The following is a 26256-nucleotide window of genomic DNA, read 5'->3' as shown; positions in this document are numbered from 1 at the left end:
TAGCCTCCTGTTGTAGAAGGGAATATATTATGAGGCAGGAACGTCTTACATTGTATAAAATAGATTTGAAATATATAAGAAATTTAGCCAAGGTAGATGACAGGGTAATGTCAATATCACCACAAATTAATAAATGTATGAGACCGTTTGTAGGAATTGTTATTGTTTGTAACGATAAAAGATATTGCATTCCATTAAGTTCGCCTAAAAATAAACATAAAGATATGAAAAATAGTGTAGATTTTATGAAAATATATGATGGAGATAAATTGATTGGGGTGTTGAATTTTAATAATATGATTCCGGTTAATGAGAAAGTTATTGTACCATTGGATATGAAAATAAGGTCGGGTGATACAGCACCGATAAAATATTATAAAGTTTTGTGCGCTAAACAGTTGAAGTGGTGTCAGCAACATCAGGAAAACATAATACATAGAGCAAACAGGTTATATAATTTAATTACAAGTGGAAACGCTTCACACGATTTGAAAAAACGATGCTGTGATTTTAACAAGTTAGAAAAAACTCTTACAAAAATGGAAAGCAAAAATTATTAAGCATTATATAATAAATTATATTACTATATGGTTGACAACCATCAAACTTTATCATAAAATAAAGTTTGATATATGAATAAAAAAGACTTTGATAGAGACAGTAATTTATCAGTAAAAATCAAAGAGAGTCCGTTGATGGTGAGAGCGGATATGAGTAGCTGATATATGAAAATCACTCTGGAGTTGCAACCCGAAGTATTTTCGTAGGCGTTGACGGTATCCTCCGTTAAAGGGAGCACATATAAAGGGTTATTCCGAGTATGCTGTTAAAGGTGGTTAAACGAAAATTACAGGCTTTCGTCCTTTGCAGGACGGAAGCCTTTTACGCGTTGGCAATGAGCCTTGCTCCACAGAATAAATAATCAAGGCATATGCTTGCATAATGCCCTGATTATTTATTCTGTGGAATAGGGCGAAGCCCGCGACGAAATAGACCGAAGGTCTATGAGTACGCAAGGCTCAATGCTGGAGAAACGAGGCGAAGCCCCAGGCGAAATAGACCGAAGGTCTATGAGTACGCAAGGCTCAATGCCGAAACCAAGCAAAGCTGACCATTACGGTCTTATGTAAAATAGAAATGAAAGGAGTACAAAATGTACAAGAAAGTATCAACCAATCTTAACTTTGTTGAGAGGGAGAAACAGACAGAGAAGTTCTGGAGAGATAATGACATTTTCAAGAAGAGTATGGATAGCCGTAAGGAAGGAGAAACATATACATTCTATGACGGACCTCCTACAGCTAACGGAAAACCACATATCGGTCACGTATTAACACGTGTTATTAAAGATATGATTCCACGTTACCAGACTATGAAGGGTCATATGGTACCACGAAAAGCCGGATGGGATACCCATGGATTGCCGGTAGAATTAGAAGTAGAAAAGAAACTTGGACTTAACGGAAAAGAACAGATTGAAGAATACGGAATGGAACCTTTCATTAAACAGTGTAAGGAATCCGTTTGGAAATATAAAGGCATGTGGGAAGACTTCTCAGGAACAGTTGGTTTCTGGGCAGATATGGATAACCCATATGTAACATATGATGACAATTTTATTGAGTCAGAATGGTGGGCTCTTAAAACTATCTGGGATAAAAAATTATTATATAAAGGATTTAAAATCGTTCCTTATTGTCCTAGATGTGGAACACCTCTTTCATCACAGGAAGTGGCACAGGGATATAAGAGTGTTAAGGAGCGTTCAGCAATAGTAAGGTTCAAGGTGGTAGGAGAGGATGCTTATTTCCTTGCATGGACAACAACACCTTGGACACTTCCATCTAACGTTGCATTGTGTGTAAACCCTAACGACACATATATTAAGGTTAAGGCTAATGACGGTTACACATATTATATTGCAGAAGCTTTAGCAGATAACGTACTTGGAAAATTAGCTACAGATGATGCACCGGCATACGAAGTTCTTGAAACTATGAAGGGTGCTGATTTAGAAAGAAAAGAATACGAGCCATTATATGATTGCGCTAAGCAGGTGGCAGACAAGCAGAGAAAGAAAGGCTTCTATGTAACATGTGACACATACGTTACAATGAGTGATGGTACAGGAATTGTTCATATTGCACCGGCATTTGGTGAGGATGATGCCAATGTAGGACGTAAATACGAACTGCCATTTGTACAGTTTGTAAATGATAAGGGTGAAATGACAGAAGAGACACCTTTTGCAGGTCTGTTTGTTAAAAAAGCAGACCCTGAGGTTTTAAAAGACCTTGATGCTAAGGGACAGCTTTTTGATGCACCTAAATTTGAACATGATTATCCACACTGTTGGAGATGTGATACACCACTTATTTACTATGCAAGAGAATCATGGTTTATTAAGATGACAGCAGTTAAAGATGATTTAGTTGCAAATAATAATACAGTTAACTGGATTCCAAAATCAATTGGAGAAGGACGTTTTGGAAACTGGCTTGAAAATGTTCAGGATTGGGGCATTTCAAGAAACCGTTATTGGGGTACACCACTTAATATTTGGGAATGCTGTGACTGCGGATGTCAGGAATCAATTGGTAGCAGGGCAGAGTTAGCAGAAAAAAGTGGAAATCCGGATGACGCAAAGGTTGAACTTCACAGACCATATATAGATAAGGTTACTTTTAAGTGTAAAGAATGTGGCGGCACAATGAAGAGAGTACCGGAAGTTATTGACTGTTGGTTTGACAGCGGTGCAATGCCATTTGCACAGCATCATTATCCGTTTGAAAACAAGGAATTATTTGAACAGCAGTTCCCGGCAGACTTTATTTCAGAGGCTGTAGACCAGACAAGAGGATGGTTCTATTCACTTATGGCAGAGTCAACATTGTTATTTAACAAGGCTCCATACAAAAACGTAATTGTTTTAGGACATGTTCAGGATGAAAACGGTCAGAAGATGAGTAAGTCAAAAGGGAACGCAGTTGATCCTTTTGAGGCATTAGAAAAATATGGCGCAGATGCAATCAGATGGTACTTCTACATTAATTCAGCACCATGGCTTCCAAACAGATTCCATGGTAAGGCAGTGGAAGAAGGACAGCGTAAATTTATGGGTACACTTTGGAACACATATGCATTCTATGTATTATACGCAGAAATTGATCAATTTGACCCAACTAAGTACACTCTTGATTACGATAAATTATCAGTAATGGATAAGTGGTTATTGTCAAAGATGAATTCTATGGTTAAGGCTGTAGATGACAATCTTGGAAATTACAGAATCCCTGAGGCTGCAAGAGCACTAGACGATTTTGTTGACGAAATGTCAAACTGGTATGTAAGACGTTCAAGAGAAAGATTCTGGGCAAAGGATATGCCACAGGATAAGATTAATGCTTACATGACACTTTATACAGCTTTAGTTACTGTAGCAAAGGCAGCAGCACCTATGATTCCGTTTATGACAGAGGATATTTACCAGAACTTAGTTAGAAGCGTGGATAAGAGTGCTAAAGAATCAATTCATCTTTGTGACTTCCCGAAGGTTAATGAAGCTCACATTGACAAAGAATTAGAAGAAAACATGGAAAGAGTTCTTAAGATAGTAGTTCTTGGACGTGCCTGCAGAAATAAATCAAATATCAAAAACAGACAGCCTATTGGAAAGATGTTTGTAAAGGCAGGATTTGAATTACCTGAATTCTTTAAGGAAATAATTACAGAAGAATTGAATATAAAAGAAGTAGAGTTTACTGAGGATGTAAGAGCGTTTACATCTTACTCATTTAAACCACAGCTTAGAACAGTAGGACCTAAATACGGTAAATTCTTAGGGAAGATTAAGGAAGCATTGGCAAACCTTGACGGAAATGCAGCAATGGATAAAATAAATGCCGGTGAACCGTTGACCTTTGATTTTGACGGAAATGAAGTGGTTCTTGAGAAAGAGGATTTACTTATAGATATGGCACAGGTTGAAGGCTACGTTTCAGAAAGTGATGGCAATGTAACAGTAGTTCTTGACACAAATCTTTCAGAAGAGCTTATTGAAGAAGGCTTTGTAAGAGAAGTTATCAGTAAGATTCAGACAATGCGTAAGGAAGCCGGATTTGAAGTAATGGATAAGATTATAGTGAATGTAGATAAAAATGCTAAAATTGAGGACATTATTAACAACAATCTTGACGAAATTAAATTAGAAGTGTTGGCAGAAAAGGTAGAATTTGGTAAAATGAGTGGGTATAGTAAAGAGTGGAATATCAACGGTGAAAACGTAAGTTTAGGCGTTGAGAAGATCTCTTAAATAAAAGAGCAGTAAATTGTTTATAATTAAGGGGGACGGTGTATAAAGCATACCGTTCCCCTAATTGGAAATGGAGAGAAAATGGCAAGTAAGAATTTAGTTAGTAAAGAGGAAGAATTCAAGTCAGAGTTTAAGCGTAGAGTTAAGGATGAGGCAAAAATGCTCTATCGTAAGACTTTAGACGAAGTAAGTGACAGACATAAGTTTGTATGTGTTGCTTACGCAGTAAAGGATATTGTAATTGACCAGTGGATTGCTACACAGAAGGCATATGATAAAGCGGATGGGAGAACACTTTATTACCTTTCTATGGAGTTCCTCATGGGAAGAGCATTGGGTAATATGATAATCAATTTATCAAGCAGAAATGAAATTAAGGAAGCAATTGAGGAATTGGGACTTGACCTTAATGTTATTGAGGATCAGGAACCTGATGCGGCTCTTGGAAACGGTGGTCTTGGAAGACTTGCAGCATGTTTCCTTGACAGCCTTGCCACACTTAATTATCCGGCATATGGATGTGGAATCAGATATAAATACGGAATGTTCCAGCAGAAGATTGAAGATGGATTCCAGAAGGAAATTCCGGAGGATTGGTTAAGACATATTAATCCGTTAGAAATTAAACGTGAAGAATATGCATGTGAAGTAAGATTTGGTGGTCACGTTAATATTGAATACAGGGATGGAAGAAACTTCTTTGTTCAGGAAGGATATCAGGCAGTAATGGCTGTTCCTTACGATATGCCTATAGTTGGATATGGAAATAATGTAGTAAATACCCTTAGAATATGGGATGCAGAGCCTGTTGTACATTTTAACCTTGAAGAGTTTGACAAGGGTGCATATATGGCAGCAGTTGAGCAGGAAAATCTGGCAAAGACAATTACAGAAGTTCTTTATCCTAATGACAATCATTATGCAGGAAAAGAACTTAGACTTAAACAGCAGTATTTCTTTGTTTCTGCTTCACTTCAGACAGCAATTAAGAAATATTTGAAAAATCATGATGATATAAAGAAATTATATGAAAAAGTAGTTTTCCAGATGAACGATACACATCCGACTCTTACAGTAGCAGAACTTATGAGACTGTTAATGGATGAATATTATTTAGGATGGGATGACGCATGGAAAGTTACAACAAAGTGCGTAGCTTATACTAACCATACAATTATGAGCGAAGCTCTTGAAAAGTGGCCAATTGAATTGTTCTCAAGACTTCTTCCAAGATGTTACCAGATTATTGAGGAAATCAATAGGAGATTCTGTCAGGAAATTGAGCAGAAGTATCCTGGAAATCACGAAAAGGTTGCAAAGATGGCTATTATTTATGATGGTCAGGTTAAAATGGCACATCTTGCTATTTGTGCAGGTTATTCAGTAAACGGTGTTGCAAAGCTTCATACTGAAATTCTTAAAAAGCAGGAGCTTAAAGATTTCTATGAAATGATGCCGGAGAAGTTTAATAACAAAACAAACGGAATCACTCAGAGAAGATTTTTACTTCATGCAAATCCACTTTTAGCTGACTGGGTTACAAATAAGGTGGGAGATGACTGGATAACAGACCTTCCAAAGATTAAGGGAATTGAAATTTATGCTGATGATAAAAAGGCACAGGCAGAGTTTATGAATATTAAATATCAGAATAAATTACGTCTGGCTAAATATATTAAACAGCATAACGGAATTGAAGTAGACCCGAGATCAATATTTGACGTACAGGTTAAGAGACTTCACGAATATAAACGTCAGTTACTTAATATTTTGCATGTTATGTATTTGTACAATCAGATTAAAGATCATCCGGAAATGGAATTCTATCCAAGAACATTTATTTTCGGAGCTAAAGCAGCAGCAGGATACAAGATTGCAAAACTTACAATTAAATTAATAAACAGTGTTGCTGATGTTATTAATAATGATGCATCAATCAACGGAAAAATTAAGGTTGTATTTATTGAAAATTACCGTGTATCAAATGCAGAAATTATATTTGCAGCATCTGATGTCAGCGAACAGATTTCTACTGCATCTAAAGAAGCTTCAGGAACAGGTAATATGAAGTTTATGTTAAACGGTGCTTTAACATTGGGAACAATGGATGGAGCTAATGTGGAAATTGTTGAAGAAGTTGGTGCAGAGAATGCATTTATTTTCGGTATGTCATCTGATGAAGTTATTAGTTATGAAAATAACGGCGGATATGATCCAATGGAAATTTTCAATTCAGATATGGATATTAGAAGAGTGCTTATGCAGTTAATTAACGGCTTCTATTCACCACAGAATCCTGAATTGTTCAGACCTATTTACAATTCACTTCTTACAAAAGAAGAGACAGGTGTTGCTGACAGATACTTCATCTTAAAGGATTTCCGTTCTTATGCAGAAGCACAGAAGAAGGTAGAAGAAGCTTACAGAAACGAAGAAGGCTGGGCTAAATCAGCTATACTTAATGTTGCAAATGTAGGCAAGTTTACATCTGACAGAACAATTGAAGAATATGTTGATGATATATGGCATCTTCAAAAAGTTGAAGTAAAGATGGACTAATTGAATATATGAAATTATAAAAAAAGATATATGCAGTGTTTAAGGGCTGCATATATCTTTTTTTGTGAGCTAAGGCAGGTTGAGGAGATGCTACATACTGGGGCAAATGTGTTATGAGAGGCTTACCTGCCGGTTTCTGTTGATTTTAAGTGAAATAAGGATAATTACAGGATTCTAGATTTTGTAAATGTGAAAAGAAATTAAGATATGCTCCTAAGGGCAGTATTTATGCTATTGAAAATAAAAATACATATCAGTATTATTGGCAAAGAGAGGACGGAACCCGACAATATATTAATAAAAGTAATAAGGACATAATTCCGAAGCTTGTTCAGAAAGAATATGAAAAAAGGGTATGGACAATTATTCAAAATAATCGGAATTGTATAGAGAATATGCTAAACAAATATGAGTTTAAAGAGACAATGAAGGCGTATGAAGATATTTCTCACAAGAAAAAAATGTTTATAACCCCTTATGTATTATCAGATAAAGAATATGCTGTTACATGGCAACAGGAGCAGAATGAATTAAAAGAACAAAACATGAGTAAAGTAAGTGAAAAGTATATTTTAATTGGTGGAGATAATGCAATAATAACTGAAAAAGGGGAGGCGGTTCGCTCAAAGTCTGAAAAGATAATTGCTGATAAATTATATATGAAGAAAATACCATATGTTTACGAGCAACCCTTGTATTTAAAGGGATATGGATATGTGGTGCCGGATTTCAAAATACTCAATGTAAGAACAAAAAAAGAATATTATCTGGAGCATTTTGGAATGATGGATGATTATGAATATGCGAAAAATGCAATAAAGAAAATAGAATGTTTTCAGAAAAATGAGATATATCCCGGGGAAAAACTGCTGATAACCTTAGAGGCATCAGATTCACCGCTCAATATGATTATTTTAGAAAAAATGGTAAATAAGTATCTTTTGTAATGTAATATGTACACGTCTTTTTTGACATTATTACAAATATATTATAAAGAACACATATATGGGAGAAAAAAGATTAAAGTAAAAAATAAATATGTAATTTTGTATGGAACCTTAGTTATATTATTTCCGGTGATACTTACAATGCTTTTAGGCAGGATTAATAGCAAACCGGAAAATGATAATAATATAGTTTTGTCAGGTAAGTATGTAATCTTATCTGATGATACAGTTACAAAAAAAATAGATGTAGAATATTTTATTCCCTGTGTATTAATGGCGCAGTTACCTATTGACAGCCCTCAGGAGCTATTAAAGGCACAGGCGGTGGTAATAAGAACATATATTATAAATAAAATGGGAAAGAAGGACTCAATAAATGCAAAGGAATTGTCCTTACCTTATATAAGCTATGGAAAGCTGAGGGAGATGTGGTTTGCTAAATATAAAAAGAATAATTTGAGAAATATAAGGGGAATATTATGTAACATATCAGGAATGGGAAAAAGCATACCCTACAGGGAAAATACACAATACTTATATGGAATTATTAAAAAAACAAATGGCATGGTGTTAAAAAGTAATGGTGAGATAATACTTCCTCTATTTCATCAAACCAGTAACGGACAAACCAGAAGTGGCAGTGAAGTTCTGGGAAAAAAATATGAATACTTAAAAAGAGAAAAATGCGGGAATGATATTCAGCAGGAAAATTACATAGGAATAAAATATTTTGAAACCGGGGAGTTTGGAAATGTGCTTAAGGAACAGGGAATTATAGCCTATAAAGATAAGAAGGAAATTTTTGTGGACAAAAATGTTAGTACAAAGGAGCTGTTAGGGCTTATTGATATTAGCAACAGGGACAAAAGCGGCTATGTGAAAATTGTAAAAATCGGAGATACGGTTGTGGAAGGAGGTGTTTTTGCAAAGGCTCTGGGATTGCAATCCACTGACATGACTATTGAAGAATATGAAAAGGGGATAAGAATTACCACAAAAGGTGTAGGTCATGGCTTTGGAATGAGTCTTACATATGGTGCAGGCCTTGCAGGGGAAGGAAAAACCTGGAAGGAGATTTTGGAAAGGTTTTATGATGCTTCTATAGTGGAAAATTAAAATTAATTGCATAAATTTGTAATATAGCGGTCATACTATCAATGAGGTGATGAGTATGGATAAGAAATTTATTGCAGCAATCGTTGTCTGCGTGATGGCATTAACAGTAGTGGCCACAGGAACATATTTTATAGGACAGAAAGGTCAGAGAAATGTCGTTAATTTAAAAAAAGCAGAAAACGTTGCAACTACTGCAGATGATAAAAATGTAGAAGCAGCACAGAATGTAGTTGAAGAAACAACAACAGAAGGGGACCGTGTGGCAGATTTAGAAAGCTACTTTGGAACGGTAAAAAATGACACTAATGTAGCAGATGCAAATAAGGTAGTAGACGAAAACACTGAATCAAATGCCAAAGGTGATGATTATATGTATGGCTTGTCAGAAGCTGCTGCAGCACAAATAAAATCTCTTAAATTTGACAAAAACAGTAAGTTGTTGTGGCCGGTAGAGGGAAGCATATTAATCCCTTATGATATGGAAAGCACTGTATATTATTCAACATTAAATGAATACAAGTGTAATCCGGGCATTGTAATCCAAAGTGCTAAGGGTACTGCAATTAAAGCGGCAGCAGCCGGAGTTATTACTGCTATTGATGAAGATGACGAGTTGGGAGTATGCATAAATCAGGCAATTGGTAATGGGTATATTGCAACCTATGGACAGATAGTAAATCCTGAGGTGGCAGCCGGAGATTATGTTGAGGCAGGTCAGACAATTGCTTATGTTAATTCTCCTACAAGATATTACACAAAAGAAGGAGACAATGTCTACTTTGGAATAGCTAAAGATGGTGAAACTGTTGACCCGTTAAATTTTATTAATTATGAAGATTAACAGTAACACTTAACTAAAAACTGAATAGAATAAGATTATGAAAAGTCTATTGGCTGTATTTATAGGGTGCAGCAGGCAATAAGGTATTTACCTGTTGCTTTAAATAGATTTGGCTGTCATAGATGCAAAAAAGCAAATATGGCAGCTTTTTTTTTATTGCCTAAAGTTTGCCAAATTAATTAAAATGAATTACAATTATTCTGTTAGAGATTATTAATGTACGGAGGATGAACATGGGAAAATATATTATGGCATTAGACCAGGGAACCACCAGCTCAAGAACTATTTTATTTGATAAAAAAGGCAGAATTATAGCCCAGGCAAATAAAGAATTTGAACAGATTTTTCCTAATCCCGGCTGGGTTGAGCACAATCCTGAGGAAATATGGATGACACAGCTTCTCACCATGGAAGAGGTAATGAAGGAATCAGGAGCCACAGGAGAGGATATAGAGGCCATAGGAATAACGAATCAGCGTGAAACCACAGTGGTTTGGGACAAAGATACAGGAAAACCTATATATAATGCAATTGTATGGCAGTGCAGAAGAACGGCAGATATAGTTGATGATTTAATAGCTAAAGGCTATAAGGACGAAATAAGACAAAAAACAGGTTTAGTGCCTGATGCATATTTTTCAGGAACAAAAATTAAATGGATATTAGACAACGTTAAGGGAGCAAAGGTTAAGGCGCAAAAAGGGCAGCTCTTATTTGGAACAATTGATTCATGGCTTATGTGGAAATTAAGCGGCGGTGAAATTCATGCTACAGATTACACCAATGCAGGAAGAACCATGATTTTTAACATAAAACAGTTAAAGTGGGATGAAGATTTGCTAAAAATTCTTGATATTCCCCAAAATATGTTACCGGAGGTAAAGCCTTCCAGCGGAGTCTTCGGATATACTAAAGAGGATATTTTGGGCAAAAAAATTCCTATAAGCGGTGTGGCAGGAGACCAGCAGGCAGCACTTTTCGGACAGGGGTGCTTTAACAGGGGAGATGTAAAAAATACATATGGGACAGGATGCTTTTTGTTAATGAATACGGGCAATACTCCGGTAGAGTCAAAAAACGGTTTGATTACTACCATTGCCGCATCTACAGATAAGGCAGAGTACGCTTTAGAAGGCAGTGTGTTTGTGGCAGGTGCATCCATTCAGTGGTTAAGGGACCAAATGCGAATGATTGACAATGCATCAGACAGTGAGGATGTGGCTTCAAAGGTTTCTGATTCAGGAGGAGTGTATGTAGTTCCGGCATTTACCGGTATGGGAGCTCCATATTGGAAACAGGAAGCAAGAGGAACAGTAGTGGGAATAACAAGAGGCACTAAAAGGGAGCATTTTGTAAGGGCAACCCTGGAATCTCTTGCATACCAGACATATGATGTATTAAAGGCAATGGAACAGGATTTCGGAGATGAAATAACCTCCATAAAGGTTGACGGTGGAGCCTGTGCAAACAATCTTTTAATGCAGTTTCAGTCAGACATTACAGGAAAGACCGTTGCAAGACCTAAAGTAATAGAAACTACAGCCCTTGGTGCGGCATATCTTGCAGGACTTGCTACAGGATATTGGAGTAGTAAGGCGGAGATAGTGGAGAATATGGAAATTGACAGAAGATTCCAGAGAAAAATGGATGAAAATATTGTGGAAAAGAAAATTGCAGGATGGAAAAAGGCTGTAGACTGTGCTATTTTCTACGCAGAATCTTAAAACTGATAATATAATTTTTGCATAAATTGGGCATATTAATAATACCATTCACTGCTATAATGTATTTTGATGTGGAAGAATTTTATACATTAAAAGAGGAGGCTATTATGTATTCAGAAATTACAAAGCAGGCAGAAAATATTGCCAATGAAATTATAGAAAAGGCAAAATTAAAAAAAGGACAGATTCTTGTGGTGGGATGCTCCTCTAGTGAAGTTTGTGGTGACAAAATAGGAAGCAATTCTAATTTGGAAGTTGCCAAGGCATTGTTTAAAGGATTGTACAGTGTGCTGGAAGAAAAGGGAATATACTTAGCAGCACAGTGTTGTGAACATCTTAACAGGGCAATAGTAGTGGAGAGAGAAGCAGTTCCTTTTGCAGAAATTGTTAACGTTGTGCCACAGCCAAAGGCAGGTGGTTCTTTTGGAACTACGGCGTATAAGACATTTAAGAATCCTGTTGTGGTGGAAGAAATAAAGGCTGATGCAGGAATTGATATTGGCGGCACTCTTATAGGAATGCATTTAAAGAAGGTTGCAGTTCCGGTACGTCTGGAAAACAATAAGTTAGGAGAAGCCCTGGTTTTGGCAGCAAGAGTAAGACCAAAATATATTGGCGGTGAAAGAGCTGTTTATGATGACAAATTAATGTAGAAATATAAAAAATATATTTTTCCGGGAGTTAATAATATCATATTTAAAAAGAGTGATGTAATCCGAATAACACGGACTACATCATTTTTTATTGTGCGGACTTTAGACATAGAAAAAGACTCTGGCTGATTACAGTCAAAGTCTTTTTTTCTATCATTGCAATGCCTTATACAACCTGGGCATTTTTATATTATCACAATTATTTACTTTATATTTCGCTATATCCGTAGCCGTTTACTAAGGCATCAACAGACTGACCGGCTTTACACATAGGGCAGTCATGGGATGGATATGCCTCATAGTTTGGAATATCCTCAGCTCTGAACAAAGCATCGATTCTGTGTCCGTCAATGGAATCTACAGCACTGAAAATGGCGGATATCCCCTGAAGAATACCACCGTAATATTCAATACATTCAATACTGGTTCTTACTGTTTTGCCGGTAGTGGCAGAAGCTAAAAGAAGCAGTACGTTTTTTCCGTAAATTTCAGGCTTTAAATTATCCCTGAAAATCATCTGACCGTTGGCATTAAACTCAGGAGTAACCACATAAATAGTCTTGTGGGCGTTCATGGATAATACTCCGGAACGGCTTAGTTCACTGGCAAGAAATGCACCTATGACTTCGCAATTGTCAAGGCATACAATAGTATCGATAGGTTTTCCCATAACATTGTAGTAATCCTTTAGAGCAATGGCGATACGTTCAGCCTCGTTCTGACGGGTTTTCATGGTAGTCATATCCAGATAATAATTTAAGTGTGAATGTGTAGTAACAAAATGACCGTTAATTACCTTAATGGCAATATTTCTGTCTTTTCTGGCATAATATTTAACAATCTTGTTTTTAATCATAGAATTGTCCTCCCTGCTTGTAAATATTTAGTTTTATTCCGACCATAACTATAAGGATATTATACATACAAGAGAAGCTTTTTTCAATGAAAAAAATACTGAAATGAGAAAATTCCACTTCAGTATTTTATATAATCTGTATTAAATAATTTTATTTGCTTGCAATGTTTTTCTTTTCCCTAAAAGCCATAATCTTAGTTATTATAAAGGCAATGAAAATAAGTATAAGCTCTGCCACAGTTGCCCATAATCTTGAAATAATAGATACGATTACAACGTAGCTGTTAGGCATTATAAGAGCAAGTCCAACAGCAATGATACCTTCTCTTACTCCAAGACCTGAAACAGTGAAAATGGCGAGAATACCGATTATTGCAGACAATCCATAAATTCCACCACAGTAAAGGGCTTCACTGATTGGAACCGGATAAATGGAATAAACAAGCATGTAAAATCCCATTCCAACTATAAGCCAGTTACCAATAAATAAAACAACAACCTTAATCATCTGAAGATATGTCATTGGAATTTCCATATCATCCTTCTTAATGGCTTTTCCAAGGATTCTTAAAAAGAAGTTAATAATCTTTGGATTAATACAGATAAAGAAAACAACAATAAGAGCAACAACTGCCCACATGTAATCCTTTAAAACTGCATTAGGGAAAAAGAACAGAGATATAAGAAAGAGAAAAGCAGCTCCTAAGAGAGTGCATATGTTTTCAAGGAAAAAGCATATAGTAACTTTTCTCATTTTAACTCCGGCTTTTTCGTATGCCGGAATACGTGCAGCTAACATAAAGACCTTCCCCGGAATGTATTTCCCAAGAATGGAGTAAAGATAGCTGACTACCGCATCCTTATATTTAATAGATGAATCATTTAAATAAGTTATATAATGCCACAGTGACGCAAGAGTTATCTTGTAAATAAAATAGAAAATCATTGACAGGGCAAAAACACCCCAGTTCATTTTAAAATCAAGCTTCTTAATGTCATCAATGTTTGTGGCAAAATATTTTGCAAGAAAAATCACTACAAGAATAAGGAAAACAATTTTACTTATTTTGAGAATTTTATCTTTGTTATTTTTAAAATATTGTTTCATTATAATCTCCTAAAAACTAAGAAGTACCCTTATAAAGCACATATAGTAGTAAATAAACCAGGTTGGTTTTTTAGCAAGCTTATCGTAGTGCTTTTCTGAATACTTTTTGTTCTTTTCTGCAAGACGGAAGGCAAGCCTGTGATTCCATTTACATTTATCAGAGGTATCAAGTGCGGCATTCATCTTAGCCTTAGCAGCATTAAACTTAAATACTAAAGCACGTTTCTGGCTTCTTACCATATCTCTGTCGCTAATATGCTCTGCATAAATGTCACCGTCTTTAATGGCACGTTCAAGAAAATCATAAGCCTTCTGAGTTCTGATAACACAGCTTGTGTGTTTAATAGGATTGCCCTTCATTTCTTTAAGCCAAATATCACCAAAGCTTATATCACTGGAATTAGCATAGTGATCCTGACAGTACATACAACTGTCTTTTTCAAAAAAGTAGGCATTTTTGTAAGCACAAATAGTTTTTGAATATGAAAACTGCTTTTCGCTGCCGTCTTTGTATATAACACTTGAGGTACCACGCCAATGTCCACGTCTGTAATAAAGACGGGTAGCATCCACAGATGGAATGCCTGACTTCTCCATGGAAAGAGTAGTAGCTTTTGGTGAGTGGGTACCACTGCAATATAATCCAAGTTTAAGAACAACCTTCTCTCTTAAAGCATCGTCCTTTTTTAGTATGGCATCTAATCCACGAAGCATACAAGGTGTCATAACAACCGCAACTTTTCCGTTAAAATTCTTTATTACATCAATATGTTTTAGAAGAGGAATAGTCATGTAAACAGAAGATGAAGCATCGCGTATTTCTTCTTCTGTAGTTGCAACATAAGTCTTGTATGTTAATTCACCGTTTACAAAATCAGTTTTAGTGACCCATGCACCATCAATGTCTCCGTGCTTTAACAGATTACAAAGTAATGATGTAACCATACCGCCGGAAGCTGCATTGGCTCTGATTCCCTCATTGGTTCCATATCCCTTCTTACATCCTATATGAGGACCGATATATTTATCAGGGTTTTTAAAATCCAGAAGTTTAGCTTTTTTGTAAGGCTTTGCCATAATTTCGTCAATGATTTCGCTAATGTATTTAATATTATTTCTTGAACTTGCAAGAACACTGTCAAGATTTTTGTCAAGCTTTTTACGAATATCATCTTCTGCTGAAACAAAGTCGTTAAAGCTTTTTTCAAGCTCTGACAATTCCAATTTAGAAAAGTCAATGGCGTACTGACCCAGCTCAAACATATCAAGAACTTCCTGATATTTATGACTCCAGCCAATAAGAAGTACAGGAACCTTCTGCTCAAGGGAACCAATCATGGCATGGAATCTTGAAGCTACCAGAAAACGGCATTTTCCGATATATGCCCTGATTTCTTCTGCATCCATTTCCTTGTGATACCAGCGAACCTTATCCTTGTCAGCTACATCAGCATAAATGGCATCTCCCACCATCAGGTCATTGTTTCTTGACTTTTCACTGTTAACTCTTGCAGCATTGGCAATTAGAACAACATTATATCCTTTAGAATTTAACCAGTTAATAAAAGAAACCATGGTATCCTTGTAGGCAATTCCCATTTTTGTACATTTCTTCTCCACAACTGAACTAATGGAAAGCCCCACAACATTGTCATTGTAAAAAGAATCTTCACTGCAAACCCTGTTTACTTCCTCATTCCAATATGGACTGTCTTCCATGGAAAAAGCTCCGTCGGCGCAGAGCTTTACATTATCCTTAACGCCGATGCCCATAAGGTTATCATAGGTTTTCTGACCACGGGCACAGATAAGTTTTAACTTTGGCAAAATCCATTTAGCAAGAAATTTGTTATATGGATTTTTGAAAGTACCAAGAGCCTGTGAATATTTAACAACGGGAGTTCCTACAAGCATAGGAACAGCGGCACATACAAAAGCGTATGTGTTCATTACAAATCCACGGCTGTCTACAAAAGAAATACCTGCTTCGTCTACAACCAAATCGGTTTTTAAGTAAGTTTTTATTATTTTATTTTTTGCAATAAGTTTTTTTATAGGAGGACACCATTTTAAAAGCTTATATAAAACTGCCAAAGGAAAAGCTATAAATAGAAGCTGTTCCGGTTTGGTAGAAGTTATATTAATAAAGTCGTAAGGCAACTGCTTTTTGTCCTCGCCCGGATACACAGACATAAGATTAATGTTAAGTCTGTCGCCGTAAATATCATGCAACTGCTTTATTGAACTTTGAAGCATTGCGGCAGCTCCCTTGTTACCACTGTATGAAGCTGCAGTAATGCCGATAAAAACGTCTCTCATTTATTTCTGCTCCTGCTTGTCTTTTTCAGAATCATAATCTAATTTACGTACATGATACTGTACATCCTCAAGAATCTTTCGGTTAGCTGCAATGTTGTCAGCCTGAAGTGCAATAATAAATGTCTGAACACCCATAAGAATGAATGTGCTTGCTAATATAAGCGACTGGATGTGACCATTTCCACTTCCCATAAACATATATACAAGGAATCTTATTCCAAGGGCAACACCTAAAAGAAAAAGGATTCCACCTATAATTCCAAAGAACTTAAGAGGCTTGTACATCATAAATGATCTTACAATAGTAACAGTGGAACGCTTAACATAACCAAACATACTACTGAATAATCTTGATTTTCTAAGTTCAGGGTTAGTTCTGATAGGAACAGATGTCATTGCCATCTTTGTTCTTCCTGCCTGAACAATAGTCTCTAAAGTATATGTGTATTCATTTACAACATTAAGTCTCATAGCAGCTTCACGGCTGTATGCCCTAAATCCGCTAGGAGCATCAGGAATATCTGAATGAGATGCAACTCTTACAGTCCAGCTTCCTAAATGCTGAAGTTTTTTCTTTAAAGGTGAGAAATGTGCCGTGTTATCAATAGGACGTTCACCTATTACAATGTCAGCTTTTTCGTCTAAGATAGGACGAACAAGTTTCTCAATATCATCTCCGCAATACTGATTATCAGCATCAGTGTTTACAATAATATCTGCACCATTTCTAAGACATGCATCAAGTCCTGCCATAAATCCCTTAGCCAGGCCTTTATTCTGTTTAAAGTTTACTACATAGTTTACTCCCCAGTTCTTTGCAACTTCTACAGTATTATCCGCACTGCCGTCATTGATAATTAAGTATTCGATTGTGTCAATACCGTCAATGTGTTTAGGCAAATCATTTAAAGCGATTTCCAAAGTTTCTGCCTCGTTATAACAAGGCACCTGAATAATAAGTTTCATTGTTTTCTCCTTATTAATAGTTTCTTTTATCCATAATCACATAGATAGAGTTAGTATAAGTCCCGTGACGAAAAATGTCAACGTAACAAATTTTTAATTATGATGTGAATATGATACTAATTATTATTAACTTCTTTCTAATTAAAATTGACATTTGATTAGATATTTTTTAAGATATAAGTTAAGTGTAAAAATTATGCCTTTTTGTGTGGAGGGCATAGTACAAGGAGGTAATGATGGCTAATATCATTTCAGATGAAACAATTGAGTATGTTGGAATTTTGGCAAAGCTGGAATTGTCTGACGAAGAAAAGGAAAAAGCAAAAGCAGATATGGGGAAAATGCTTGACTATATTGATAAGTTAAATGAATTAGATACAAGCAGTGTTGAGCCTATGAGTCATGTTTTTCCTGTTAGCAATGTATTCAGGGAAGACGTTGTAACAAATGGCGATGACAGGGACAATATATTAAAGAATGCACCGGAAGAAAGAGATGGTGCTTTTGTAGTTCCAAAAACTTTTGAAGAATAATAGTTTTTATAAACATTAGGAGATTTGTATATGAGTTTAATGAGTTTAACAGCTGTTGAACTGGGAAAGAAGATTAAGAGCGGCGAAGTTAAGGTTAAAGATGCGGTTTTTGATGCATTCGCCCAGATTGAAGCAGTGGAGGAAAACATTAACAGTTATGTTACTGTTTTAAATAAGGAAGAGATTTTAAAAAAAGCAGAAGAAGTGCAGAAAAAGATTGATGCAGGAAAACTTACATCACCTCTTGCAGGTGTACCTGTGGCAATAAAGGATAATATGTGTACAGAGAATGTTTTAACTACATGTAGTTCAAAGATTCTTTCAAATTTTTATCCCACATATACGGCAGAAGCGGTTTTGAAGTTAGAAGAAGCCGGTGCCATTATAATAGGAAAGACTAACATGGACGAATTTGCCATGGGAAGTACAACGGAAACATCCTATTATGGAGTAACAAAGAATCCATTTAATACGGAACATGTTCCGGGAGGTTCTTCAGGTGGTTCCTGTGCGGCAGTTGCAGCAGAGGAATGTTCATACGCTTTAGGTTCAGACACCGGTGGTTCCATAAGACAGCCAAGTTCTTTCTGTGGAGTAACAGGTATTAAGCCAACATACGGAACAGTTTCCCGTTACGGACTTATTGCCTATGGTTCATCTCTTGACCAGATTGGACCGGTAGCAAAGGATGTTACTGACTGTGCTACAATTCTTGAAACAATAGCAGGATATGATTCAAAGGATTCTACATCAGTTAAAAGAGAAAAATATGATTTTGCATCAGCCCTTGTAGATGATGTGAAGGGAATGAAGATTGGTATCCCAAAGGATTATTTTGGAGAAGGTCTTGATAAAGAAGTAAAAGAAAGCATAATGAATGCCGTAAAGGTATTAGAAGAAAAAGGTGCCATAGTTGAAGAGTTTGATTTAAGTCTGGTTGAATATGCCATTCCTGCATATTATGTTATTGCGGCAGCAGAGGCAAGCTCAAACCTTGCAAGATTTGACGGAGTAAAATATGGCTATAGAACTAAGGAATATGATGGTCTTCACAATATGTACAAAAAAACACGTTCTGAAGGATTTGGTGAGGAAGTAAAAAGAAGAATAATGCTTGGCTCATTTGTTTTAAGTTCAGGATATTATGATGCATATTACTTAAAGGCACTTAGAACAAAAGCCTTAATAAAGAAAGCTTTTGATGAGGCGTTTGCTAAGTATGATGTGATTATCGGACCGGCGGCACCTACTACAGCACCAAAGTTAGGGGATAGTTTGTCAGACCCGATTAAAATGTACCTTGGAGATATATATACTATTTCCGTCAACTTAGCAGGTCTTCCGGGAATCTCGGTTCCTTGCGGCATGGATAGTAAGGGACTTCCAATTGGAATGCAGATTATTGGAGACTGCTTTAAGGAAAATAATATAATAAGAGCAGCATATGCATTTGAACAGTCAAGAGACTACAACAGATGTGATATTGCCAAAGAAAGAGATTAGGAGGGAGCAAAATGAAAGCATACGAGACAGTCATTGGACTTGAAGTTCATGTAGAGTTAGCAACGAAAACAAAAATATTCTGCTCCTGTTCAACGGAATTTGGAGGAGCACCAAATACACATACATGCCCTGTTTGTACAGGTATGCCGGGTTCACTCCCTGTTTTAAATAAGCAGGTGGTTGAGTACGCAATGGCAGTAGGACTTGCTACAAATTGTGACATTACAAGAAACGGAAAATTTGACAGAAAGAATTATTTCTACCCGGACAATCCACAAAACTATCAGATTTCCCAGTTGTACAAGCCTATTTGTACTAACGGATACGTTGAAATCAAAGGTGATAATGGAGAAACTAAGCAGGTTAGGATACATGAAATTCATATGGAGGAAGATGCGGGAAAATTAATTCATGACGATTTTTACGATTGCTCATTAGTGGATTTAAACCGTTCAGGTGTGCCTCTTATTGAAATTGTATCTGAACCGGATATGAGAAGTGCAGATGAGGTTGTTGCTTATCTTGAAAAGCTTCGCCTGATTATTCAGTATCTTGGAGCATCTGACTGTAAACTTAATGAAGGTTCCATGAGAGCTGATGTAAACTTATCAGTCAGAGAGGTTGGAGCTAAGGAATTTGGTACAAGAACTGAAATGAAGAATCTTAACTCATTTAAGGCAATTGCCCGTGCCATTGAAAATGAAACGGAAAGACAAATTGATTTAATTGAAGCAGGTGAGAAGGTTATTCAGGAAACAAGAAGATGGGATGATACAAAGGAGTATTCCTACGCAATGCGTTCGAAGGAAGATGCTCAGGATTACAGATATTTCCCTGACCCTGATTTAGTTCCTGTAATTATCAGTGAAGAGTGGCTTCAGGAAGTAAAATCCCGCGAGCCTGAATTTAGAGACGAAAAAATGGCAAGATATGTGGAAGAGTTTGAACTTCCTGAATATGATGCGGATATTATCACATTGTATAAGCCTTTAGCTGATTTATTTGAAGAAACAGTTGCCCTTGGCAACAAGCCTAAAGAAGTAAGTAACTGGATTATGGGCGAAACAATGAGACTTTGCAAGGAGGAAGGCATTGATCCTGACCAGATAAAGTTCTCAGCAGCAAATCTTTCAAAGCTTATTAAGCTTATTGAAGATAGTGTTATCAACCGAGGCGCTGCAAAAGAAGTTTTTGAAGAAATGTTTAAGACAGACGTTGATCCTGAAAAGTACGTGGAAGAACATGGCATGAAGCAGGATAACGACGAGGATGCTTTAAGAGAAATAGTAAAGAAAGTTATTGAGGAAAATCCAAAGGCAGTGGAAGATGTACGCTCCGGAAAAGGTAAGGCAATTGGTGCTTTAGTAGGTCAGACTATGAAGGCAACCCAGGGCAAGGCAAATCCGGCAGTGGTAAATAAATTATTAAAGGAACTTTTATAATTAAGACAGCAAATTAAATAGAGGAATAGGGAAAGGGTGTTCTGGTAATAGGTGTTTTGGATTGAACCCATGCCAGGGACAATTTAAAAAATCTATAGGAATTTTAAATTGTATCATTCCCAGATGACTATAAAAGAATTAAGTTCAAAACATAAAAGGGTTAAGTTCTGCGATTAGGCAGGATTTGATCCTTTTTTTGTTTATAGTTATGGACAAGACAATTAACCAGGAAAATTGTGATTTTGTGAGAATATCCTGGTAGAAATTGTTGCTTCACAAGTTATAATCATGGAGGATGACCAGGAAAATAGCAATTTCACATGAAAATCCTGGTAGTAGTCGGCCATTCATCGGCTGTAATCAAAGAAATGAACCAGGAAAATAGCAATTTCATAGAGAAATCCTGGCAGGAGTCGGTCATTCACCGGTTATAAGTAGTCAAACAAACCGGGAAAAAGCAATTTTATAGTTATATCCCGGTAGAAATTCATATTTTATTTATTATGTAGTAGCCCGGTACACCTCACTAGAGTTAATTTCAACTATTACAGAACCCTCACATCAAGCATTACTTTTGTATTTCCCTTGCATCTTCCACGCATCTTCCACTTCAAAAGTGCTTCAAAAACACGCATCTTACGCATGCATCTTCACCTTCAAAATCAGTATTGATTTTCTTTCACCTTAGAATTATAATGTATGCGTGGTGTCAAAGCCGCAACTGAAAAATATTTTAGACTTATGAAGGAGAAAGGTGAAAAATAAATAGATTTATTTTCATTCTTCTCTTTTATTTTTTTGAGGGAGAAAATAATGGAACAGAGAGATGTTAGTATGACTTGGGAACCGGATAAGCCTCATGAAGAATGTGGAGTGTTCGGTATTTATGATTTTGATGGCAATGATATTGCTTCCACTATTTACTATGGATTATTTGCACTCCAGCACAGAGGGCAGGAAAGCTGTGGTATTGCAGTATCAGACACCAAAGGCCCGAGAAAAGTAGACCTGTTAAAAGGAATGGGACTTGTAAATGAAGTTTTTGACCAGAATAATATTAGCAGTCTAAAGGGAAATATAGGCGTGGGACATTGCAGATATTCCACAGCAGGTGACAGCATTCCAGGTAATGCACAGCCATTGGTACTTAACTATGTAAAGGGTACATTGATGCTTGCCCATAACGGAAATCTTATTAATGCCAATGAACTTCGTGAAGAATTAGCATATACAGGAGCTATTTTTCAAACAACCATCGATTCAGAAGTTATTGCTTATCTTATAGCAAGAGAAAGAATCAAAACCAAAACAGCTGAGCAGGCAGTAGTAAATGCAATGAAAAAACTTAAAGGTGCCTATGCTTTAGTTGTATCCAGCCCTAGAAAATTAATTGGTGCAAGAGACCCATATGGATTTAAACCCCTTTGCATTGGAAAAAGAGATAACGCTTACATTCTTGCGTCAGAAACCTGTGCCCTTGATACTATTGGTGCAGAATTTGTAAGAGACGTTGAACCGGGAGAGGTAGTAACCATAGACGAAAAAGGAATACGTTCTGACAAGTCTATGTGTCTTAAACCGGATGAACAGGCAAGATGTGTTTTTGAATATATATATTTTTCAAGACCGGATACATATATTGATGGCGTAAATGTTTACGACTCAAGAATTATGGCAGGTAAGTTCTTGGCAATGGACAGTCCGGTGGATGCAGACATAGTAGTTGGTGTTCCGGAATCAGGAAATGCTGCAGCAATGGGATACGCAATGCAGTCAGGAATACCTTATGGAACAGCATTTGTTAAAAACAGTTATGTGGGACGTACATTTATTAAGCCACAGCAAAAAAGCAGGGAGTCAAGTGTACGTGTTAAATTAAATGTGTTAAAGGAAGTAGTAAAAGGCAAGAGAGTTATTATGATTGATGACTCAATTGTAAGAGGAACTACAAGTGACAGAATTGTGCAGATGGTAAGAGATGCAGGAGCTACAGAGGTTCATATGCGTATCAGTTCACCGCCATTTATCAGTGAATGTTACTTTGGAACAGATATTCCATCTAAGGATCAGCTTATTGCAAATCATAGAACCATAGATGAAATAAGAGATGTAATCGGTTGTGACAGCCTTGGTTATTTAAAGGTTGAACGATTAGAGGAACTGTCCGGAGGACAGGCTATATGTAAAGGTTGCTTTACGGGAGAATATCCGTTAGAACCGCCTACTGAAGATATTAGAGGCGTATATCAGAAATAACAGCGCAAAGCGCAACAAGGAGGATTTATGAACGACAGATATAACAGTCCATTATCAGAGAGATATGCAAGTAAAGAAATGCAGTACATTTTTTCACCTGACATGAAATTTAAAACATGGAGAAAATTATGGATTGCCCTTGCAGAATCAGAGATGGAGTTAGGTCTCAACATTACTCAGGAACAAATTGACGAGTTAAAGGAACATGCAGAAGACATTAATTACGATGTTGCAAAAGAAAGAGAAAAAATCGTACGTCACGATGTAATGTCACATGTGTATGCATATGGTGTGCAGTGTCCTAAAGCTAAGGGAATTATTCACCTTGGTGCAACCTCATGTTATGTTGGGGACAATACAGACATTATTGTAATGACTGAAGCCCTTAAACTTGTTAGAAAGAAACTTATAAATGTAATTAATGAATTAGCTAAGTTTGCTGATAAATATAAATCACAGCCTACACTTGCCTTTACACATTTTCAGCCGGCACAGCCTACAACAGTTGGTAAAAGAGCAACATTATGGCTTATGGAATTAAAGCTTGATTTAGATGATTTAGATTATGTATTAGATGGAATGATGCTTTTAGGAAGTAAGGGAACAACAGGAACACAGGCAAGTTTCCTTGAACTTTTTGAGGGTGACCATGAAAAGATTAAAGAATTAGAAAAGAAAATTGCAAAGAAAATGGGATTTGAGAAGTGCTTCCCTGTATCAGGACAGACATATTCAAGAAAAATGGATACAAGAGTTCTTAATATATTAGCAGGTATTGCAGCAAGTGCTCACAAGTTCTCAAATGATATCAGATTATTACAGCACTTAAAGGAAATTGAGGAACCTTTTGAAAAAAATCAGATTGGTTCATCAGCTATGGCTTATAAGAGAAATCCAATGAGAAGCGAGAGAATTGCTTCATTGGCTAACTATGTAATGGTTACAGCATTAAATCCTGCCATTACATCAGCTACACAGTGGTTTGAGAGAACATTAGATGACTCAGCTAACAAGAGACTTAGTGTTCCGGAATCATTCCTTGCAATTGATGGAATTTTAGATTTGTACTTAAACGTTGTAGATGGATTGGTTGTTTATGATAAGGTTATTGAAAAGAGACTTATGAGTGAACTTCCGTTTATGGCAACAGAAAATATTATGATGGATGCAGTTAAGGCAGGAGGAGACAGACAGGAACTTCACGAGAAAATCCGTGAACTTTCAATGGAGGCAGGAGCTAACGTTAAGCAGAAGGGGCTTGATAACAACCTCCTTGAACTTATTGCTAATGATGAAGCTTTCAATATGTCATTAGAAGACCTTCAGAAAACCATGAATCCAAGTAAGTATGTGGGACGTTCACCTGAACAGGTAGACGAATTCCTTGCCAATGAAATAAATCCTATTTTAGAGGCAAACAAAGACATACTTGGAATGAGCGCGGAAATAAACGTGTAAATCCAAAGGTTGAAATAAAATAACTTTTCCAGCTCGCTGAGAAAAGTTATTTTATTAACAACCTGCAAACACATAAGGATGAAAAAATTTTCGCAAGAAAATTTTGAAAATCCGCATGTGTGCAGAATTGCGCAAGTTGCGAAGCAACGAAGCAATTCGTGGATTTACACGATATGCAGAATATAAAATGAAAGAGAGGAAACAAAATGAAACCTATTAAAGAAGGAAAAGTTAGGGAAATTTACGACAATGGTGACAGCCTTATTATGGTTGCAACTGACAGAATCAGCTGTTTTGATGTAATTCTTAAAAATGTAATTGAAAAGAAGGGAACAGTTCTTACACAGATGTCAAAATTCTGGTTTGACATGACAGAAGATATTGTACCTAATCATATGATTTCAGTTGATGTAAATGATATGCCTGAATTTTTCAGACAGCCTAAGTTTGATGGAAACAGCATGATGTGCAAGAAACTTCAGATGCTTCCAATAGAGTGTATTGTCCGCGGATATATTACAGGTAGTGGTTGGGCAAGTTATCAGGAAAATGGAACAGTTTGTGGAATTAAACTTCCTGAGGGATTAAAGGAATCAGATAAATTGCCTGAGCCGATTTACACACCATCAACAAAAGCAGAAATTGGTGATCATGATGAAAATATTTCATACGAAAAAAGTATTGAAGTATTAGAAAAGGAATTCCCTGGTAAAGGTGAGGAATATGCTTCAAAAATCAGAGATTACACAATTGCTCTCTATAAGAAATGTGCAGATTACGCATTAGAGCGTGGTATTATTATAGCAGATACAAAGTTTGAATTTGGCTTGGATGAAAATGGAAACATTGTTATTGGTGATGAAATGCTTACACCTGACAGTTCACGTTTCTGGCCGGCAGATGTATATGAACCGGGACATGGACAGCCTTCATTTGATAAGCAGTTTGCAAGAGACTGGCTTAAGGCAAACAAGGATAACAATTGGACACTTCCAAAAGAAGTTGAAGACAAAACAATTGCAATTTATCTCGAAGGATATGAGAAAATTACAGGAAAGAAGCTTTAATATTATCTTTACGTAATATAAACAGAAGAGTGCAGTTAGCGTTGACATATAGTTGTTAGCACTATCTGTACTTTTTGTATCTTTACGAACAGTTTAATTATTAAAAATAAACACTTTTAATAATTAAACAAATGTGGTAAAATTAATGACATATGTGTTAAAAGAGCGATTGATTTTATGCATTATGTATGAAATTAGAAGCTAAGCACAAAATTTAAAAGAGGAGAAACTAGTAAAATGTTTAAGAAATTTTTAGCAGTTGCTTTGTCAGCAACTATGGCATTAAGTTTTGTAGGATGTGGTTCTTCAAAGGACTCAAAGGGAATTGCCACAGATTACGGAACAATCTCATTGGCAGATTATAAGGGATTGGTAGTATATGAGGATGATATAGCCGTAACAGATAAAGAAGTGCAGTCATCTATAGATTCAGATTTATCAAGTCATTCAACTACTAAGACTGAAAAGAAGGGAACAGTTAAAGATGACTCATCTGTTGTATTCGATTTTGAGGGACAGATAGAAGTAAACGGAAAGAAAGTTGTATTTGATGGTGGTAGTGCACAGGATCAGACAGCTGATATGGCTAAATCAAC

Annotated in this window: 18 protein-coding genes, 1 pseudogene and 1 other annotated feature; of the genes and pseudogenes, 15 read left to right on the top strand and 4 right to left on the bottom strand. The window is 36.3% G+C overall.

The window, feature by feature from the left end; translation table 11 throughout:
* From Q5O30_RS02255 to Q5O30_RS02220, 8 genes are all read left to right on the top strand, one after another.
* The coding region (locus Q5O30_RS02255; protein WP_370553099.1) for a type III toxin-antitoxin system ToxN/AbiQ family toxin at positions 1–560 on the top strand (560 nt) is incomplete at its 5' end.
* 79 nt (positions 561–639) lie between these two features.
* Positions 640–868: a binding site (T-box leader), on the top strand.
* A gap of 285 nt (positions 869–1153) precedes the next feature.
* Positions 1154–4312, top strand: a complete 3159-nt coding sequence (gene ileS / locus Q5O30_RS02250; RefSeq protein ID WP_021952138.1) for an isoleucine--tRNA ligase — start codon at positions 1154–1156, stop codon at positions 4310–4312.
* An 81-nt stretch (positions 4313–4393) separates the two neighbouring features.
* Positions 4394–6871, top strand: a complete 2478-nt coding sequence (locus tag Q5O30_RS02245) for a glycogen/starch/alpha-glucan phosphorylase (protein ID WP_021952137.1) — start codon at positions 4394–4396, stop codon at positions 6869–6871.
* 425 nt (positions 6872–7296) lie between these two features.
* Positions 7297–7818 carry a hypothetical protein gene (locus tag Q5O30_RS02240; protein ID WP_118589887.1) on the top strand — a complete coding sequence of 174 codons (522 nt, stop codon included), beginning with the start codon at positions 7297–7299 and terminating at the stop codon, positions 7816–7818.
* Positions 7819–7917: 99 nt separating this feature from the next.
* Positions 7918–8934 (top strand): SpoIID/LytB domain-containing protein, encoded by a 1017-nt coding sequence (locus tag Q5O30_RS02235; protein ID WP_302674535.1) that lies wholly within the window; start codon positions 7918–7920, stop codon positions 8932–8934.
* Positions 8935–8989: 55 nt separating this feature from the next.
* Positions 8990–9775, top strand: coding sequence for a peptidoglycan DD-metalloendopeptidase family protein (locus Q5O30_RS02230; protein ID WP_021952134.1), 786 nt, complete (start codon positions 8990–8992; stop codon positions 9773–9775).
* A gap of 233 nt (positions 9776–10008) precedes the next feature.
* Positions 10009–11499, top strand: coding sequence for a glycerol kinase GlpK (glpK, locus tag Q5O30_RS02225; protein WP_021952133.1), 1491 nt, complete (start codon positions 10009–10011; stop codon positions 11497–11499).
* Between the two features lie 107 nt (positions 11500–11606).
* Positions 11607–12152 (top strand): TIGR01440 family protein, encoded by a 546-nt coding sequence (locus Q5O30_RS02220; protein WP_021952132.1) that lies wholly within the window; start codon positions 11607–11609, stop codon positions 12150–12152.
* A 208-nt stretch (positions 12153–12360) separates the two neighbouring features.
* On the opposite strand, the gene Q5O30_RS02215 is transcribed toward Q5O30_RS02220, so the two are convergent.
* The 4 genes from Q5O30_RS02215 to Q5O30_RS02200 all read right to left on the bottom strand — a co-directional run bounded on the left by Q5O30_RS02215 (position 12361) and on the right by Q5O30_RS02200 (position 17401).
* Complete coding sequence (locus Q5O30_RS02215) at positions 12361–13008, bottom strand: phosphoribosyltransferase (protein WP_021952131.1); 648 nt, start codon at positions 13006–13008, stop codon at positions 12361–12363.
* 151 nt (positions 13009–13159) lie between these two features.
* Entirely contained in the window at positions 13160–14116 is a 957-nt protein-coding gene (locus tag Q5O30_RS02210) for a lysylphosphatidylglycerol synthase domain-containing protein (RefSeq protein ID WP_021952130.1), read from the bottom strand.
* 9 nt (positions 14117–14125) lie between these two features.
* Positions 14126–16435 (bottom strand): polysaccharide pyruvyl transferase family protein, encoded by a 2310-nt coding sequence (locus tag Q5O30_RS02205; RefSeq protein WP_021952129.1) that lies wholly within the window; start codon positions 16433–16435, stop codon positions 14126–14128.
* Positions 16436–17401 (bottom strand): glycosyltransferase family 2 protein, encoded by a 966-nt coding sequence (locus Q5O30_RS02200; RefSeq protein WP_021952128.1) that lies wholly within the window; start codon positions 17399–17401, stop codon positions 16436–16438.
* 236 nt (positions 17402–17637) lie between these two features.
* On the opposite strand from Q5O30_RS02200, the gene gatC reads away from it, so the two are divergent.
* The 7 genes and pseudogenes from gatC to Q5O30_RS02165 all read left to right on the top strand — a co-directional run.
* Positions 17638–17934, top strand: coding sequence for an Asp-tRNA(Asn)/Glu-tRNA(Gln) amidotransferase subunit GatC (gene gatC / locus Q5O30_RS02195; protein WP_021952127.1), 297 nt, complete (start codon positions 17638–17640; stop codon positions 17932–17934).
* Positions 17935–17964: 30 nt separating this feature from the next.
* On the top strand, positions 17965–19437 hold the full coding sequence (gene gatA / locus Q5O30_RS02190) for an Asp-tRNA(Asn)/Glu-tRNA(Gln) amidotransferase subunit GatA (RefSeq protein WP_021952126.1): 1473 nt from the start codon (positions 17965–17967) through the stop codon (positions 19435–19437).
* Between the two features lie 11 nt (positions 19438–19448).
* Entirely contained in the window at positions 19449–20879 is a 1431-nt protein-coding gene (gatB, locus tag Q5O30_RS02185; RefSeq protein ID WP_021952125.1) for an Asp-tRNA(Asn)/Glu-tRNA(Gln) amidotransferase subunit GatB, read from the top strand.
* Between the two features lie 813 nt (positions 20880–21692).
* Positions 21693–23135 (top strand): amidophosphoribosyltransferase, encoded by a 1443-nt coding sequence (gene purF, locus Q5O30_RS02180; protein ID WP_021952124.1) that lies wholly within the window; start codon positions 21693–21695, stop codon positions 23133–23135.
* A 27-nt stretch (positions 23136–23162) separates the two neighbouring features.
* Entirely contained in the window at positions 23163–24593 is a 1431-nt protein-coding gene (purB, locus tag Q5O30_RS02175; protein WP_021952123.1) for an adenylosuccinate lyase, read from the top strand.
* A gap of 206 nt (positions 24594–24799) precedes the next feature.
* Complete coding sequence (locus Q5O30_RS02170) at positions 24800–25660, top strand: phosphoribosylaminoimidazolesuccinocarboxamide synthase (protein WP_021952122.1); 861 nt, start codon at positions 24800–24802, stop codon at positions 25658–25660.
* A gap of 237 nt (positions 25661–25897) precedes the next feature.
* Positions 25898–26256 (top strand): annotated as a pseudogene (locus Q5O30_RS02165) (hypothetical protein); the annotation flags it as partial.

It is taken from the genome of Eubacterium sp. CAG:161, from assembly GCF_000432355.1.
GTDB classification, from domain to species: domain Bacteria; phylum Bacillota; class Clostridia; order Lachnospirales; family Lachnospiraceae; genus Eubacterium_G; species Eubacterium_G segne.
Note: the sequence above shows the minus strand (reverse complement) of the source record. Positions and strands in the feature narration are given on the sequence as shown.